The organism is Bradyrhizobium sp. CW1 (assembly GCF_023100665.1).
In the GTDB taxonomy this organism is placed as follows: domain Bacteria; phylum Pseudomonadota; class Alphaproteobacteria; order Rhizobiales; family Xanthobacteraceae; genus Bradyrhizobium; species Bradyrhizobium canariense_D.
In genome coordinates this window covers 3,427,455-3,442,420 of sequence record NZ_CP064684.1, presented here as the reverse complement: position 1 = coordinate 3,442,420, position 14,966 = coordinate 3,427,455, and the positions used below count along the sequence as shown (strand labels likewise).

Sequence of the window (14,966 nt, the reverse complement as noted above, 5' to 3'; positions counted from 1 at the left end):
TCCAATATACGACGTATTGCAGTCCCGGGGGAACATGCGTCTGGCCGCCGAATATCCTTAATGTTGAAGCCCTGCCGGCCTCCTTGGCCCCGGTTTTATGACGTTTTGACGCCGGCCGGCCGCCGCGCCGGGATGGTCATGGCGGCGACGCCGAGGACGACGCAGGCAAGGCCGATCCAGGCGGTCCGGCTCAGGCTCTCGCCGAGGAAGGCGACGCTGATGGCAACCCCGATCGGCACGCGGAGATAGGCCTGCGCGGTGGTGCCGACCGAGCCCAGGGTCTGGATTAGGCGGAAATAGATCACGAAGGCCGCGGCGGTCGAGAAGGTCGCCAGCGCGAGCAGCGCCAGCACGGAACTCAGCGAGGGCGACAGCGTCCAGGGCTGCTCGACGATGAGCGAGGCCGGGATCAGCGCCGCCGCCCCCGCCAGCAACGAGCCGGCCGCGGGCGCCATGGGATCGAGGCCCTTGAAGCCGCGACCGAAGATCGCGGCGCAGGCGTAGCAGATGGTGGCGGCAACGATAGCGGCCTCCGCGACGAGGCCGCTTCCGACATCGTGGAAGGCATCGACGCCGACGATCAGCAGGATGCCGGCCATGCCGGCAACCACCCCGACCAGCTTTCGCGGTGTCGTCGCCTCGTGACGCGTCACAACGGCCGTGAGCAGGAAGGTGAAGATCGGGCCGGCCGAGTTGAGGATGGTCGCAAGCGCGGCATCGACGTGGCGCTCGCCCCAGGCGATCAATGTCCAGGGGATCACGCTATTGAGCACGGCCTGGAAGGCGAAGCGTCGCCAGGTCGCGGCATCCGTCGGCAGCCTGATGCCCCGCGCCCACATGATCGCGAGCAGCAGCAGGCCCGCAATCGTGGTGCGCGCCGCGATCAGCGTAATCGGCGGAATGGTGGCGACGCCGAGCTTGATGAAGGTGTAGGAGCCGCCCCAGAGCGTTGCGAGCGCCAGCAGCAGCGCCAGCTCGACGGCGATGTTGTTGTCCTGCCGATTGCCCTGTCGGTTGTCCATGTCGCGCGCTCGATCCCGTTGTCAGGGACGGAACCTAGCGCGTCTGCCCTCGCCGATACTTCGCTTTGTATCGAAGTGTCCTAGCCGATGGCCCCGACCTCGAACACCTCACCGTCATAGCCGGCCTCGCGGGGAATGCGGAGCTGACGGCCGGTTTCGGTCTTGGTCATGACAGGCATCACCGTCACGACGGACATGCCGCGGGCGTGCTCGAGCGCGGCGCTCACGCTGCCCTGCTTGGCGAGCCGGATCAGATTGCGCGTGGTCGGGAACGGCAGCTTGAAGCGGCCGCTCTCGCCGCCCTCCACCGCCTCGCGTGGCGAGACCCAGATCGAGTCGGTCGATTCCCGGCCATCATGCGCGCCGAGCTGGTCGGGCGGTGCCGCCGCAAGGAAGAACCAAGTGTCGAAACGTTTTGGCATCCCCTCGGGCGTGATCCAGTGTGCGTAAGGCACCAGCGTATCGAGCGCGAGCTGGAGGCCGTTGTCGGCCAGAATGCTCAGGAAGGTGATCATGTGCTCGTTGAGCGCGACGCGATGCGCATCGGCGATTTCGCCGGCGCGCTTGGCGTCAACAGGCGTGCCCGAGTCCTTCGAGCGCGCCAGCAGGATGCCGCTTTCCTCAAAGGTCTCACGGATCGCGGCGATCCGAAAGCCGCGGTCCGCTTCGCTCAGGCCCTCGCCGCCTGAATACAAGTCGGAGCGCTTGACGATCTCCTGATCGCCGGCATCGACGCTGCCACCCGGAAACACCAGCGCGCCCGAATTGAACTCGATCTGATGATGGCGGACCATCATGAAGACTTCGATTTCGTCGCGGCTCTTGCCGTCGACCTTCGCGCCGTCGCGCAGCAGGAGGATCGTCGACGCAGGGCGTGATGCTGATGCCTCGGCCATTCGATTAACCTGCGGCGCTGGATTGCGGGCCGAGATTGGCGCGCTTGTCGACGCGGGCGACGCGCGACAGCAGGTACTCGACCTCTGCCTTCGCCGCCGGCGTGATGGTGGCGCCGGGCTTGCGCTGGGCGCTGGAGGCGATGATGCCGCGCTTCTGCAGCACGTATTTGCGCACGGCGAGGCCCGCGCCGGGCTGCTGCTCGTAGCGGATCAGCGGCAGATGTGCGTCGAACAGATCATGGGCGGCGTCGCGCTTGCCTTCCTTCGAAAGCCGCACGATGTCGATCAGGAGTTCGGGGAAGGCATAGCCGGTCATGGCGCCGTCGGCGCCGCGCTCCATCTCGAAGTCCAGAAAGAGCCCGCCATTGCCGCAGAGGATCGAGAGCGGCCGCAGCGAGCCGTCCTTCTGGAAACTGCGCAGTGTCGAGATCTTTTCCAGCCCCGGCCAGTCCTCGTGCTTGAGCATCACGCAGTTCGGATTGTCGGTGACGACCTTGCGGATCACGGCCGGGGTGAACACCACCGACAAGGTCAGCGGATAGTCCTGGAGCACCCAGGGCACGTCGGGGCCGATGGCCTCGGCCGCCTGCTTGTAATAGCCGATGATCTGGTCGTCGGTCCGCAACGACGGCGGCGGCGCGATCATGACGCCGGCCGCGCCCGCATCCATCGAGGCCTTCGCCAGCGACCGCATGGTGGCAAAGCCCGGCGCGGAGACGCCGACGATCACCTGCATCTTCTTGGCGCGCTTGACGAAGCGTACCGCCACCTGTTCGGCCTCGGCGGCATCGAGCTTCGGGGCCTCACCGAGGATGCCCAGCACAGTGACGCCATCGCAGCCGACCTCCTCGTAGAAATCGGTCAGGCGGTCGATCGAGCGCTCGTCGATCCGGCCGTCATCGTGGAACGGCGTCGGCGCGATTGCGAAGGTGCCCTTGGCGTCGGCGGTAAGTTTCATCGTTGTCCTTGTTTCTCTCTGTCGATGGCTAAAACCGCCGCGCCCCCATCTTGATCTGCTCTTCGGAGAAGAAGATCTCCTTGGCATGATCGGCGATGTCCTGGGCCTTCCAGCCCGTGTGCGGCGGCTTCCAGCCGTCCATTTCCATCATCCGCATTTCGCGCACGCCGCGGGGCCCGGACACGCCCAGCACCTTGCCGGTCTGGTCGCCGGACAAGTCGCTGACCATGTATAGCACGGCCGGCGCGATGCCGTCCGGCCCCAGCGCCGCGCCGGGGTTCTCCTTATAGCGGGGCAGGTCTGCGGTCATGCGAGTCAGCGCGCCTGGCGCAAGCGTCCAGATCCGGATGTTGTATTTGCGTCCCTCGATCGCCAGCACGTTGGACAGGCCCCAGATGCCGCCCTTGGCCGCGCCGTAATTGCTCTGGCCGAAATTGCCGATCAGGCCCGAGGTCGAGGAGGTGTTGACGATGACGCCGCCGCCGTTTTCCCGCATCCAGCGAAACACCGGCATGGTGCAACAAAAGGTGCCCTTCAGATGCACCTTGATGACCTTGTCCCAGTCGGACTCAGACGCCTTGGCGAAGGTCTGGTCGCGCAGAATGCCGGCATTGTTGACGAGGATGTCGGCGCGGCCGAAATGCTTGATGGCGTCGTCGAACACCGACTGGCCGCCTTCCATGGTGGAGATGTCGGCGCCGTTGGCGACCGCCTTGCCGCCTTCGGCCTTGATCGCATCCACCACGAGCTGCGCCATCGATGTGTCGGCGCCGGAGCCGTCACGGGGCCCACCGAGGTCGTTGACGACGACGGAGGCCCCTTCCCGCGCGAACAGCTTTGCGTAGGCCTCACCGAGCCCCCCGCCCGCGCCGGTGATCAGCGCAACCTTGCCGTCGAGTAGTCCCATGGTGGCTCTCCCTGTTTTGTTCTTTTGCTCCGTCATGGCCGGGCTTGTCCCGGCCATCCACGAACTTGATCGCCAACCGCGCGAAGAACGTGGATGCCCGGGACAAGCCCGGGCATGACGAAATAACTCAGAGCGCGTCGAGCGGCATCATCACCCCAGCACCGTCTTGCCGTTCTTGATCACAGTGACGCCGCGCGACTTTACCTTGGCTTCGAACGAGATCACGCTGCCGTCCTTCCAGAGGTCCATGGTCACGGTCTCGCCGGGATAGACCGGCGAGGAGAACCGCGCGACGTGCTGGCGGAAGGCGGAAGCGTCGTAATCGGCATAGGTCTGGAGCACGCCGCGGCAGGTGATGCCGTACGTGCACATGCCGTGCAGGATCGGACGTGGGAAGCCGGCCTTCTTCGCGAACTCAGGGTCGGAGTGCAGCGGGTTGCGATCGCCGCAGAGACGATAGACCAGCGCCTGGTCGGGACGCGTCACGATGTCGATGGTCGTGTCGGGTGCGCGGGACGGGCTCTTGTGCGGATCCGGCTGGGTCAGGTTCGGCCCGCCAAAGCCGCCGTCGCCGCGGGCGAAGCGGGAGGCGACCAGAGTTGCCAGCTTCTCGCCCTTCTCGTTCTTGAGCACGGTCTGATGGCTGATGACCACGCCCTTGTCCTTGCCCTTGTCGTAGACTTCGACCACGGAGGAATCGGCGGTGATATGCGCGGCGACCGGTAGTGGCTGGTGGAAGGTGATGTCGCGCTCGCCGTCCACCACCATCACGCGGTTGAGGTTCATCTCGCCAGGCCCCGCGCCCCACGCGGCGACGGATGCAAAAGTCGGCACCACCTTGAGCGGTCGCGGCGTCAGCGTGCCCTCGTTGACGAAGGCGAGCTCGTTTTCGTCCATCGGATCGGCGCCAAGCCCAATGCCGTAGGCATAGAGCATCACTTCGCGGTCGGTGTAGGCATATTTCTGACCGAGGTTTTTGAGGCCTTTGAGTTCTTCGTATCTGGCGGACATTTTTGTTAATTCCTCCCGGCAGTTTCAGCGGTGGCGGCGCCCATTGATGCGCCCTCTCCCCTTGCGGGAGAGGGCTCCAAGGTGCTCGCAACAAACTCGTTTGGGTGAGGGGTTCGCTCCGCATCGAACAATCTCTCGGTGGAGAGAGACCCCTCATCCGGCGCTTCGCGCCACCTTCTCCCGCAAGGGGAGAAGGGAAGAAAGCGACTACGCCGGCGTAAAAAACGGCAGCGGCGCGCCGTCGGTCGGCTTGAACACCACCTTCACCTTCTGGCCGATCTTCAACGTCGTCAGATCGCAATCGACGAAATTGGTCTGGAGCGATGGGCCTTCCTTCAGCGTGACGTAGCCGATCGCGTAAGGGCCGGTCGGCGACTTCCGCATCAAGCTGTAGGTGTAGATCGTACCCTCGCCCGAAGACTGCTCCCACACCGTCTTGTCGGAGTAGCAGAACGGGCAGATCGCACGCGGGAAATAGTGCGCCTCGCCGCACGCGGTGCAGCGCTTGATCATGAACCTGCCCTCTTTGGCCGCATCCCAGAACGCGGCTGTCTCAGGGTTCGTCACCGGGGCCGGATATTTCTTGGCTTCGCTCATCACACGCGCTCCAGAATGGCCGTCGAGGCGGCGTGGCGAACACCCAAAAGGCCGCCGGTGCCGTGGGCGATGGCGAGATCGCAATTCTTGACCTGCACCTTCGGATGCGCCTCGCCGCGCAGTTGCCGCACGGCCTCGAGGATCTTGGTCATGCCGCCGCGATTGACGGGATGGTTGCTGCAGAGGCCACCGCCATCGGTGTTGAACGGTAGCTTGCCGACGCCCGAGATCAGATTGCCGTCGGCGACGAACTTGCCGCCCTCACCTTTCTTGCAGAAGCCGAGGTCTTCGAGCTGCATCAGGACGGTGATGGTGAAGCTGTCGTAGATCGAGGCGTATTTGATGTCCTTCGGCGTGATGCCGGCTTCCTCGAAGGCACGCGGGCCGGACCAGATGCCGGCGGAGTATGTGAGGTCGAGATCCTTGCCGCCGCGCGGGCCCTTCATCGCCTCGCCATGTCCGATCAGCTTGACCAAAGGCTTCTTCAGGCTCTTGGCGATTTCAGGCGTGGTCACGATCAGCGCGCCGCCGCCGTCGGAGACCACGCAGCAATCCATGCGATGCAAGGGATCAGAGATCATCGGCGAGTTCAGGACGTCCTCGACGGTCACGACGTCCTTGAGCATCGCATGCGGATTGTATTGCGCATGGTGCGAGGCCGCGACCTTGATCCAGGCGAGCTGCTCGCTGGTGGTGTCATAGTCGTGCATGTGGCGCATGGCACACATGCCGTAGGCATTGTGCGTGGTCGCGCCGTAAGCCGTCTCGAAATCGGCCTCGGCGCCGGCCGCGCGCGGCGGCATCGCCCCGGTGCGCGGCTTGCCGGCCAGCGTGATCAGCGCGATCGAGCACTTGCCCGCGGCAATCGCTTCAGCGGCGTGGCCGAGATGGATGATGTAGGAGCAGCCGCCGGTCTCGGTTGAATCGACATGGCGCAGTTTCTTGGTATTGAGGCCGAGATAATCGACCATCGGCCAGGCGCCGCCCGGGGCGTCGCCCGCGCAGAAATAGCCGTCGACGTCGTCCTTGCTGAGCCCGGCATCCTCGATCGCGCCCTTGGCGACCTCGGCATGGAGCTGCGCGGTGGATTTGTCCGGCGCGTGCCGGGTCGGGTGTTCGTAGATCCCGGCAATGTAGGCCTTGCCCTTGATGGTCAAATAAGGTCTCCGCTGGCGTTTCTCACTTCCGGTTTTTTCTGAACCGCTGCCGCCCTGTTGGCAAGCGCGGAAATATTCCGTCGGGCGAGAGGGCAGCGGGCTGGCGCAAATGGCCGCCGCATCATCCGAGGTGCGGTGGAAGGCCCTGCTGCCGCAGTCGTCGTTGCGAGCGCAGCGAAGCAATCCAGGAATCTTTCCGCGGACGCACTCTGGAATTGCTTCGCTGCGCTCGCAATGATGGGAACGACGGGCAGAACCCTAAAGCTGTTTTGCCCGACGGCACAAGTGATTTCGTTTTATCGAAAAATGTTTTTTCGCGAAAACAACCCCATGCACAGTAGAACGGTGGTTGATTTCAAACAGGAATTTGCAGGGTGGATTAGCGAGTCCACCCCACGAAAATTCTACTCCGCCGCGATCTGCCTCGGCGCCGGCGGCGGGTTCGCGAGGTCGGCGGCGAGCTGGGCGTAGCGGGCCTTGGCGTCTGCTACGGCCTTCTCCTTCACCGGGCCGTAGCCGCGGATGCGGTCGGGCAGCGAGAGCAGCTCCACCGCGGTATCGATCGTCAGCGGCGACAGCAGGCCGAGCACGGTGGCGACGTCCTTCTCGTAGCCGGCGATCAGATCGCGCTCGAGCTTGCGGTCGGCACTGCGACCGAAGATGTCGAGCGGCGTGCCGCGCAGGAACTTAAATTTTGCCAGCACGCGGAACACCGGAAGCATCCACGGGCCGAAGGCGCGCTTCTTCGGGCGGCCGAGCGCATCGACGCCCCTGCTCAGAATGGGCGGGGCCAGGTTGAAGTTGAACTTGAAGTCGCCTTCGAACTGGTCGCGGAGCTGCTTTTCGAAGGCGCTATCGGTGTAGAGGCGCGCGACCTCGTATTCGTCCTTGTAGGCCAGCAGCTTGGCGTAGTTGACCGCAACGGCGCGGGTCAGCGCCTCGTCATAGCCGCCCTGCCTGGCGACGTCGCTGACCTGATCGACCAGCTTGCGGTAGCGTTTCGCGAGGCGGCCGTTCTGGTACGCCGTGAGATGCCTGGTGCGATGCTCGATGACCTCGTCGAGCGTCATTGCGTCCAGGGACTTGGGCGCAACGACCTCATCCGTTCCCTTCAGCATGCCGGCAAGCCGTGCGGGATCGGCGACCGCGAGGCGGCCGAGGCGGAAGGCTTCCTTGTTCATCTTGATCGAGACGCCGTTGACCTCGATCGCCTGCTCGATCGACTCCGCTGACAACGGCAAGAGGCCCTTCTGATAGGCGTAGCCCATCATCATCATGTTGGTGGCGATGCTGTCGCCGAGCAGCTGTTCGGCCGGCTTGGTGAAGTCGAAGAATACCGAGTCCTTGTGCAGCGCGGTTTCCAGCAGCCCGTTCAGCTTGCGGGTCTGGAAGTTGAAATCGCGGTTGAGAACGAAGTCGGCGGTGGGAATGACGTGGCTGTTGATGATGCCGCGGGTGCGGCTGGTGTCGCAGAGTGAGATGGTGTCCTTGGCAACCGCGACCACCTCATCGGCGGCGAGCACGACATCGGCCGTGCCCGTGACGATGCGCGAGCAGGTCACCTCTGCCGGATGATCGGACAGGCGGACGTGGCTCAGCACCGCCCCACCCTTTTGCGCCAGGCCCGACATATCGAGGATCATCGAGGCCTTGCCCTCGATATGGGCGGCCATGCCGAGCAGCGCGCCGATGGTCAGCACGCCGGTCCCGCCGACGCCGCCGACAGCGATGTTGTAGGGCTTGTCCAGGTTGGGGCGCGATGCCGGCTCGGGCAGATCGCCGATATCGCCGACGCCCGCCGGCGCGCGCTTGCGCATCTTGCCGCCGTCGACGGTGACGAAGGACGGACAAAAGCCTTTGACGCAGGAATAATCCTTGTTGCAGGTCGACTGGTTGATGGCGCGCTTGCGGCCGAACTCGGTCTCGAGCGGCTCGACCGAAATGCAGTTCGATTGCACCGAGCAATCGCCGCAGCCTTCACACACGGCAGGATTGATCAGCACACGGCGCGCCGGATCCTCCATCGTGCCGCGCTTGCGGCGGCGCCGCTTCTCGGCGGCGCAAGTCTGCACGAACACGATCGCGGACGCGCCCTTGACCTTCCGCAGGGTCTTCTGGACCGCGTCGAGTTCGTCACGATGCGCGGTCTTGACGCCGGGCGCGATCTCGTTCGCCGGATAGGCGTCGGGATTTTCTGAGACCAGATAGATCTCGCGGATGCCTTCGCTGTGTAGCTGAAAGGTGATCTGCTGCGGCGACAATTCCCCGTCGACATGCTGGCCGCCGGTCATCGCGGTCGCGTCGTTGTAGAGGATCTTATAGGTGATGTTGGCGCCGGAGGCGATCGCCTGGCGGATCGCGAGGCTGCCGGAGTGGAAATACGTGCCGTCGCCGAGATTGGCGAAGACGTGCTCTTCCTTTGTGAAGGGGGCAACGCCGACCCACGGCACACCCTCGCCGCCCATGTGGGTGAAGGTCTCGGTGGAGCGATCCATCCACAGTGCCATGAAGTGGCACCCGATGCCGGCAAAGGCGCGACTGCCTTCGGGCACCTTGGTCGAGGTGTTGTGCGGGCAGCCGGAGCAGAAATAGGGGGTGCGGGCGACAGGCGCGGTCGCCTGCATTTGCGACGCCTGGCGGCCGTTGAACCAATCGGCCTTGGCGCGCAGCATCGTTGCAATTTCGGGATTGAGATCAAGTCGAAGCAGCCGCTCGGTGAGCGAGCTGGCCAGTGAGGCGACGCTGAGTTCTTCGGCAAAGGGGAGGAAGCGCTTGTCGTGGTCGTCCATCTTGCCGATGATGCGGGGACGGACATCGTCGCGCCAGTTGAACAGCTCCTGCTTCACTTGGTTCTCGACGATCTCGCGGCGCTCTTCGATGATGAAGATTTCCTCGAGGCCCACGGCGAATTGCCTGACGCCTTCCGGCTCCAGAGGCCAGGGCATGCCGATCTTGTACAATCGAAGCCCGATCTTGGCGGCGACCTCGGGCGTAATCCCGAGCTCGCGCAGCGCCTGCCGGATATCCTCGTAGCTCTTGCCGGACGCCATGATGCCGTAGCGGGCGTTGGGCGAATCCATGGTGATGCGATTGACCTTGTTGGCGCGTGCAAAGGCGATCGCGGCAAAGCCCTTGTAGTCCTGCAGGCGGCGGTCCTGGGCGAAGCGGTCGTCGGGCCAGCGCAGATTGAGGCCGCCTTCGGGCATCTCGAAATCGGTCGGGATCACGAACGGCGTCATCTCGTCGGTGAGGTCGATCTCGGCGGTGGTCTCCACCGTCTCCGTGATCACCTTCATGCCGACCCAGCAGCCCGAGTAGCGCGACATCGCGATACCCAGAAGACCCATCTCGATCATCTCGTGTACGCTCGACGGGTAGAGATAGGGCATCAGCGCCGACATGAAGGCGTGGTCGGATTGATGCGGGACCGTCGAGGATTTTGCGCCGTGGTCGTCGCCGGCGAGACACAAGACGCCGCCGTTCTTGGCGGAGCCCGCGGCATTGCCGTGGCGGAAGACGTCGCCACAGCGATCGACGCCGGGGCCCTTGCCGTACCAGATGCCGACCACGCCGTCATACTTGGCGCCGGGCGAGAGGTTGAGCTGCTGCGAGCCCCAGACCGCGGTCGCGGCTAGATCCTCGTTCACGCCGGGTTGGAATTTGATGTTGTACTGCTCGAGATGGTTGCGCGCGGCGAAGAGCTGCTGGTCATAGCCGCCGAGCGGCGAGCCGCGATAGCCGGAGATGAAGCCGGCGGTGTTCAATCCCGCGGCACGGTCGCGCCGGATCTGGGCCATCGGCAGGCGGACCAGAGCCTGAATGCCGGTCGTGAAAATATGTCCGGTGTCCTGGGTGTATTTCTGATCGAGACTGATCGGACCCTGGTTGATGCCCATTATGTCCTCTTCCGCCCTTTTGAGCGTTGGCTGCTTAAGCCGTTGCCTGCCCGTTGTTTTTAGCTAGGGCGCGCCGACCATTTCCGCCACTCTATGTCGGATATTTCACGCTCCGCATCACAATTCTGGACCAAAGGGAGCGCCGGGTAAAAATCGCAATTTCGTGGCTGCATTGGCATCCGCGATTTTCATTTTGTGTCACCATACCCCCGCCGTCGCGCAACGAATTGACGCCCCGTCATCCGGGACGGCGTCGATGGGTCGCAGGAGAGGCTTTCGATGCGGACGATTCTCACTGGCCTGGCTCTCGTGGGCCTGGCGTTGTGCAGTGCGGTTGCGAGCGCGGCCGGCGCCGCCGAGCCGTCACCGGAGCTGATCGCCTACGGCAAGTCGCTGGTGGAGGCCGGCGACTGTGCCGGCTGCCACACCGCCGATCCCGCCAAACCGTTCGCGGGCGGAAAGCGCATCGACACACCATTCGGCGCGATCTATGCCCCGAACCTGACGCCGGACCGCGACACCGGCATCGGCGCCTGGACCGACACCGATTTCACTCGCGCCGTGCGCACCGGTGTCGCCCCAGACGGCTCCAACTATTACCCGGCGTTCCCCTACCCCTATTTCACGCGGATGACGAAGGACGACACGCTGGCGATCCGGGCCTATCTCGGAACGCTCGCGGCCGTCACCAGCCGCAACAAGCCGCCGGAACTACGCTGGCCGTTTGGCTATCGCGGCCTGATGCGGATCTGGAACATGGTCTATTTCAAACCCGGCCTGTTCGAACCGGACCAGAGCCAGAGCGCGGCGTGGAATCGGGGCGGCTATCTCGTCACCGGGCTCGGTCATTGCGGCGCCTGCCATACGCCGAAGAACTATTTTGGCGCGGACAAGCAGGCGCAGGCCCTCGCGGGCAACGAGGTGGGCGGCTGGTACGCGCCACGGCTCGATGGCGCCGCCCGCACCGGGCTGAAATCGTGGAGTGTCGAAGACATCACGGAATATCTTCAGAGCGGGCGCAACGCCAGGAGCCATGCCAGCGGGCTGATGGCGGAGGTGGTCGTCAATTCGACTTCGAAGATGAGCGATGCCGACGTGCGCGCGATCGCGGTTTACCTGAAGAACCTGCCGCCGGCACGGCGTGAGACGATCGTGACGCCGCCTGACGATGCCGAGATGAAGGCCGGCAAGGCCATCTACGCCAAGTTCTGCATCGCCTGCCACGAGGCCGACGGATCCGGCGCACCGCGCATCTATCCGCCGCTGCCCGCCAACGCGCTGCTGCAATCGGTCAATCCGTCCTCGACCTTGCGCATCATCCTCGACGGCGCCCACACCGTGACGACCCCGCGCGCGCCCAACACCGGGGAGATGCCGGCCTATTCCAACCAGCTGTCCGACGCAGAGGTCGCGGCGGTGACGAACTACATCCGCAATTCCTGGGGCAACGCCGCGCCGCTGGTGACGCCGGCGCAGGTGGCGAGGGCGCGGAAGCAGGAGCCGTAGCTCAAGGCTCCCGCTCCTCCTCTTCCGTGAAGACGAATTTCGGCATTTCCCATTTGTAGCGCACCGCGAGCAGGCGGAAGCTGATGCCGAGGGCGAATGTCAAAATGGTCCAGAGCTCGGCGTTCGGCTTGAGACCGAACGCGGTGGCATAGAACAGTCCCGTCACCACCGAGACGCTGGCATAGAGCTCGGAGCGAAACAGCAGCGGCACGTCGTTGCAGAGCACGTCCCGCAAGACGCCGCCGGCACAACCGGTCACCATCCCGGAAACGATGACGATCGGCAGCGTGGCATCCATCTGCCAGGCGATGTCGCAGCCGGTCATGGTGAAGACGACGAGGCCGATGGCATCGAGCACGATGAAGGCCAATTTCAACCGGTGCACCAGCCGCGCTATCAGAATGGTGAGGAAGGCAGCTCCCCCGGCGAGTGCGAGGTAGATGGGATTTTGCACCCAGGCCAGCGGATAATGCCCCAGGAAGAGATCGCGCAAGGTGCCGCCGCCGAGCGCGGTGATGCAGCCGAGGAAGCAGACGCCGAGCCAATCCATGCTGCGGCGGCCTGCAGCGAGCGCGGCGGTCATGCCTTGCGCCGCGACCGCAACCAGCGACAACAGATGCAGCACGCTATCGCTCGGCGGCAAGCCCCACATCGTTTTATTCCCTTCCGTCAGCGGAGCTTACGCTTCAGGTTCCCCAGCGAACAGGTTCCCGATTTCCCCGCGGGCGCAACATGCGACGAAAGCACTAACGAGGGCGGAACAGAATCTCGCATCCACGGGTTGTCCCGCCGCAATAATCGAGGAGAACCAATCGATGGCTGACGACCGTTTTATCAACGATCCGTACCGCCCGAATCTCGCCGATGATGAGTATCGCAATGCGGCGCGACGGGATGCCCAGCTTCAGGTCGACCCGGAGCTTGGCGAAGGCCCCGCCTCCAGCGGCAAGGTAGCCCTGTTCGCAGTGGCAATCGCCTTGGTGCTGGGTGCCGTATTCTACGGCCTGAACAACACTGGCACCAGCAACCAGGCCAGCACCACGCCGGCGACGCAGACCGCCCAGCAGGCACCGGCTACCAATCCGGCCGCACCTCCCGGCATGCGCGACGTGACGCCGCGCACCAATACCGGGCCGGGCGTAACCACGGGCGCCGCGCCGAGCAAGCCGGCCCCAGATACGCCGGCACCGGCTGACGGCGCGAAGTAACGAATTGCAACAATATGCGACAGCGGCGGGATTCACATCCCGCCGCTTTCGTTTGTCTTAGCTGAACATCTTGTTGAGCTCGCCGCCGGGATAGCCGCTCGCCAGCTCCGCGAAGGTCCCCTTCTCCGCCATTTCCTTCGCGGCCCGCATGAAGCCGCCCCAAGCGGCGCGAGCGAGTGAACCGCCGACGCTGATCCGGCGCACGCCAAGATCGGCAGCTTCCTGCAATGACAGCCCGGAGCCGCCGATCAACAGGTTGAACGGTTTGGGTGCGACAGCCTTCACCACCGCCGCGATGTCTTCGCGCGTTTTCAGGCCCGGCGCGTAAAGGCAGTCGGCACCGGCATCGGCGTAAGCGGTGAGCCGGTCGATGACGAGCTTGAGGTCGGTCACGCCCCACAGATAAGCCTCGCAGCGACCAACCAGCAGAGCGCCGCTATCGCCGATCGCCTTACGCGACGCCTTGATGCGCTCGACTGCGAGTGCGCGCTCGTAGATCGGCTTGTCCTTGTCCCCAGTGGAGTCCTCGATCGACAAGCCGGCAACCCCGGTGCGCACACAGCGCTCGACATTGTGCGCGACCTTGTCCGGCTCGACCGCAAAGCCGCCCTCGAAATCCGCGTTCACGGGGATATCGACGGAGGAGCTCAATGCTGCCAGATGCTGACAGACATCCTCGACAGAGACCTTGTTGTCGGCCTTGCCGATGGTCCAGGCAAAGCCCGCACTCGACGACGCCAGCGCCTTGAAACCGAGATGCTGCAACGCTTTCGCGCTGCCGACGTCGACCGGATTGGGCAGGATGAAGCAGCCGCTCTCGTGCATCTTTCTGAAGGTCGCGCGCTTGTCAGCAGTTGTCACATGCATGTTTCTCTCCCTTGTTGGCCGCGCAGAGATGGGGACGTGCCGCCGCGAGCGCTAGTGCGCGTCGTGCACCGCGCGGCTGTCCTTCGGCGCCTGCTCGCGATCATTCATGCTGTAGTCACGGATGACGCTGGCGATACGCAAATGATAGTCGGCGAAGATCTTTGCGCGGCCCTTGGCCTGAGTGCGGCGATGCTCCATCGTGTTGCGCCAGGCTTGCACGGCCGCCTCGTCCCGCCAGAACGACACCGACAAGATCTTGCCCTTGTCGGTCAGGCTCTCGAAACGCTCGACCGAGATGAAGCCGTCGATGGTTTGCAGGATCGGCTTGAGGTCGGCCGCGAGGTCGAAATAATCCTGGCGGTGTTCCGGCTTCGGCCAGACCTCGAAGATCACGGCGATCATGGGCGTCTCTCCTTGAGTTGATGGCCTACGATACCACTTACAAAACCACTTGGCGCAGAAACGTGCGCTCTTCCGCGAGGATGAATTTGTGCTCCTCGGCGAAGTGGAAGTTGGCCATACCTTCCGTATCCTGACGCAGCCGGGCGCGATAGGCCTCATACGCAGCCAGACTCTCGAAGGTGATCAGCGCGAACGCGATATTGTTGGTGCCCTCGTGCGGCATGAAATAGCCGATCAGATCGCCGCCGCATTTCGGGATGATGGTGAGCCAGCGCTTCGAATACTCCTCGAACTGCGCGCGCTTGAAGGGATCGAGCTGGTAGCGGATGAAGACGGTGACGGACATGATGGGCTCCTCTGGTTCCACACCGCCATTGCGAGCGCAGCGAAGCAATCCAGGAATCCCTCTGCGGAGGCAGCCTGGATTGCTTCGTCGCCAGTGCAAAATTGCTTCGCAATTTTGTCACGGGCTCCTCGCAATAACGAGCAACCCACGCTACGCGCTTGCCCGACCGCAATGCTTCGGCTACCATCGAAGC

General features: G+C 64.1%; 14 protein-coding genes. 2 read left to right on the top strand and 12 right to left on the bottom strand.

The features are described 5' to 3' along the window. Positions 1–95: 95 nt before the first annotated feature. From IVB54_RS16810 to IVB54_RS16775, 8 genes are all read right to left on the bottom strand, one after another. Positions 96–1,022, bottom strand: a complete 927-nt coding sequence (locus IVB54_RS16810; RefSeq protein ID WP_247392952.1) for a DMT family transporter — start codon at positions 1,020–1,022, stop codon at positions 96–98. 80 nt (positions 1,023–1,102) lie between these two features. Further along, complete coding sequence (locus IVB54_RS16805; protein ID WP_247392951.1) at positions 1,103–1,918, bottom strand: NUDIX hydrolase; 816 nt, start codon at positions 1,916–1,918, stop codon at positions 1,103–1,105. A 4-nt stretch (positions 1,919–1,922) separates the two neighbouring features. Next, positions 1,923–2,876 (bottom strand): dihydrodipicolinate synthase family protein, encoded by a 954-nt coding sequence (locus tag IVB54_RS16800; RefSeq protein ID WP_247392950.1) that lies wholly within the window; start codon positions 2,874–2,876, stop codon positions 1,923–1,925. 28 nt (positions 2,877–2,904) lie between these two features. Continuing rightward, positions 2,905–3,783, bottom strand: coding sequence for an SDR family oxidoreductase (locus IVB54_RS16795; RefSeq protein WP_018455294.1), 879 nt, complete (start codon positions 3,781–3,783; stop codon positions 2,905–2,907). 150 nt (positions 3,784–3,933) lie between these two features. Beyond that, positions 3,934–4,794, bottom strand: coding sequence for a MaoC family dehydratase (locus tag IVB54_RS16790; RefSeq protein WP_247362408.1), 861 nt, complete (start codon positions 4,792–4,794; stop codon positions 3,934–3,936). A 207-nt stretch (positions 4,795–5,001) separates the two neighbouring features. After that, positions 5,002–5,391 (bottom strand): OB-fold domain-containing protein, encoded by a 390-nt coding sequence (locus IVB54_RS16785; protein ID WP_018456495.1) that lies wholly within the window; start codon positions 5,389–5,391, stop codon positions 5,002–5,004. Further along, complete coding sequence (locus IVB54_RS16780) at positions 5,391–6,548, bottom strand: thiolase domain-containing protein (RefSeq protein WP_247392949.1); 1,158 nt, start codon at positions 6,546–6,548, stop codon at positions 5,391–5,393. The genes IVB54_RS16785 and IVB54_RS16780 overlap by 1 nt, the downstream gene beginning before the upstream one ends. Positions 6,549–6,952: 404 nt before the next feature. Continuing rightward, positions 6,953–10,444 (bottom strand): indolepyruvate ferredoxin oxidoreductase family protein, encoded by a 3,492-nt coding sequence (locus IVB54_RS16775; RefSeq protein ID WP_247362406.1) that lies wholly within the window; start codon positions 10,442–10,444, stop codon positions 6,953–6,955. 279 nt (positions 10,445–10,723) lie between these two features. Here IVB54_RS16775 and IVB54_RS16770 point away from each other — a divergent pair, with 279 nt between their 5' ends. Further along, positions 10,724–11,950, top strand: coding sequence for a c-type cytochrome (locus tag IVB54_RS16770; RefSeq protein WP_247362403.1), 1,227 nt, complete (start codon positions 10,724–10,726; stop codon positions 11,948–11,950). A 1-nt stretch (position 11,951) separates the two neighbouring features. Here the strand turns inward: IVB54_RS16770 and IVB54_RS16765 are convergent, their stop codons facing one another. Next, on the bottom strand, positions 11,952–12,602 hold the full coding sequence (locus IVB54_RS16765; protein ID WP_247362400.1) for a trimeric intracellular cation channel family protein: 651 nt from the start codon (positions 12,600–12,602) through the stop codon (positions 11,952–11,954). A 163-nt stretch (positions 12,603–12,765) separates the two neighbouring features. Here IVB54_RS16765 and IVB54_RS16760 point away from each other — a divergent pair, with 163 nt between their 5' ends. Then, on the top strand, positions 12,766–13,158 hold the full coding sequence (locus IVB54_RS16760; RefSeq protein WP_027567464.1) for a hypothetical protein: 393 nt from the start codon (positions 12,766–12,768) through the stop codon (positions 13,156–13,158). Positions 13,159–13,215: 57 nt separating this feature from the next. Here IVB54_RS16760 and IVB54_RS16755 read toward each other — a convergent pair whose 3' ends face one another. The 3 genes from IVB54_RS16755 to IVB54_RS16745 are packed head-to-tail and all read right to left on the bottom strand — an operon-like array spanning position 13,216 to position 14,773. After that, a complete protein-coding gene (locus tag IVB54_RS16755) occupies positions 13,216–14,025 on the bottom strand; it encodes an isocitrate lyase/phosphoenolpyruvate mutase family protein (RefSeq protein WP_247362399.1) in 810 nt (269 codons plus the stop codon). 51 nt (positions 14,026–14,076) lie between these two features. Beyond that, positions 14,077–14,427 (bottom strand): antibiotic biosynthesis monooxygenase, encoded by a 351-nt coding sequence (locus IVB54_RS16750; RefSeq protein WP_007603077.1) that lies wholly within the window; start codon positions 14,425–14,427, stop codon positions 14,077–14,079. A gap of 37 nt (positions 14,428–14,464) precedes the next feature. Beyond that, entirely contained in the window at positions 14,465–14,773 is a 309-nt protein-coding gene (locus tag IVB54_RS16745) for an NIPSNAP family protein (RefSeq protein WP_007603076.1), read from the bottom strand. Positions 14,774–14,966: the final 193 nt, after the last annotated feature.

Coding starts and splice junctions, on each gene's coding strand:
- IVB54_RS16755 (WP_247362399.1), bottom strand. CDS start 14,025: ATGCATGTGACAACTGCTGACAAGCGCGCGACCTTCAGAAAGATGCAC.
- IVB54_RS16770 (WP_247362403.1), top strand. CDS start 10,724: ATGCGGACGATTCTCACTGGCCTGGCTCTCGTGGGCCTGGCGTTGTGC.
- IVB54_RS16760 (WP_027567464.1), top strand. CDS start 12,766: ATGGCTGACGACCGTTTTATCAACGATCCGTACCGCCCGAATCTCGCC.
- IVB54_RS16790 (WP_247362408.1), bottom strand. CDS start 4,794: ATGTCCGCCAGATACGAAGAACTCAAAGGCCTCAAAAACCTCGGTCAG.
- IVB54_RS16805 (WP_247392951.1), bottom strand. CDS start 1,918: ATGGCCGAGGCATCAGCATCACGCCCTGCGTCGACGATCCTCCTGCTG.
- IVB54_RS16800 (WP_247392950.1), bottom strand. CDS start 2,876: ATGAAACTTACCGCCGACGCCAAGGGCACCTTCGCAATCGCGCCGACG.
- IVB54_RS16795 (WP_018455294.1), bottom strand. CDS start 3,783: ATGGGACTACTCGACGGCAAGGTTGCGCTGATCACCGGCGCGGGCGGG.
- IVB54_RS16745 (WP_007603076.1), bottom strand. CDS start 14,773: ATGTCCGTCACCGTCTTCATCCGCTACCAGCTCGATCCCTTCAAGCGC.
- IVB54_RS16785 (WP_018456495.1), bottom strand. CDS start 5,391: ATGAGCGAAGCCAAGAAATATCCGGCCCCGGTGACGAACCCTGAGACA.
- IVB54_RS16810 (WP_247392952.1), bottom strand. CDS start 1,022: ATGGACAACCGACAGGGCAATCGGCAGGACAACAACATCGCCGTCGAG.
- IVB54_RS16750 (WP_007603077.1), bottom strand. CDS start 14,427: ATGATCGCCGTGATCTTCGAGGTCTGGCCGAAGCCGGAACACCGCCAG.
- IVB54_RS16765 (WP_247362400.1), bottom strand. CDS start 12,602: ATGTGGGGCTTGCCGCCGAGCGATAGCGTGCTGCATCTGTTGTCGCTG.
- IVB54_RS16775 (WP_247362406.1), bottom strand. CDS start 10,444: ATGGGCATCAACCAGGGTCCGATCAGTCTCGATCAGAAATACACCCAG.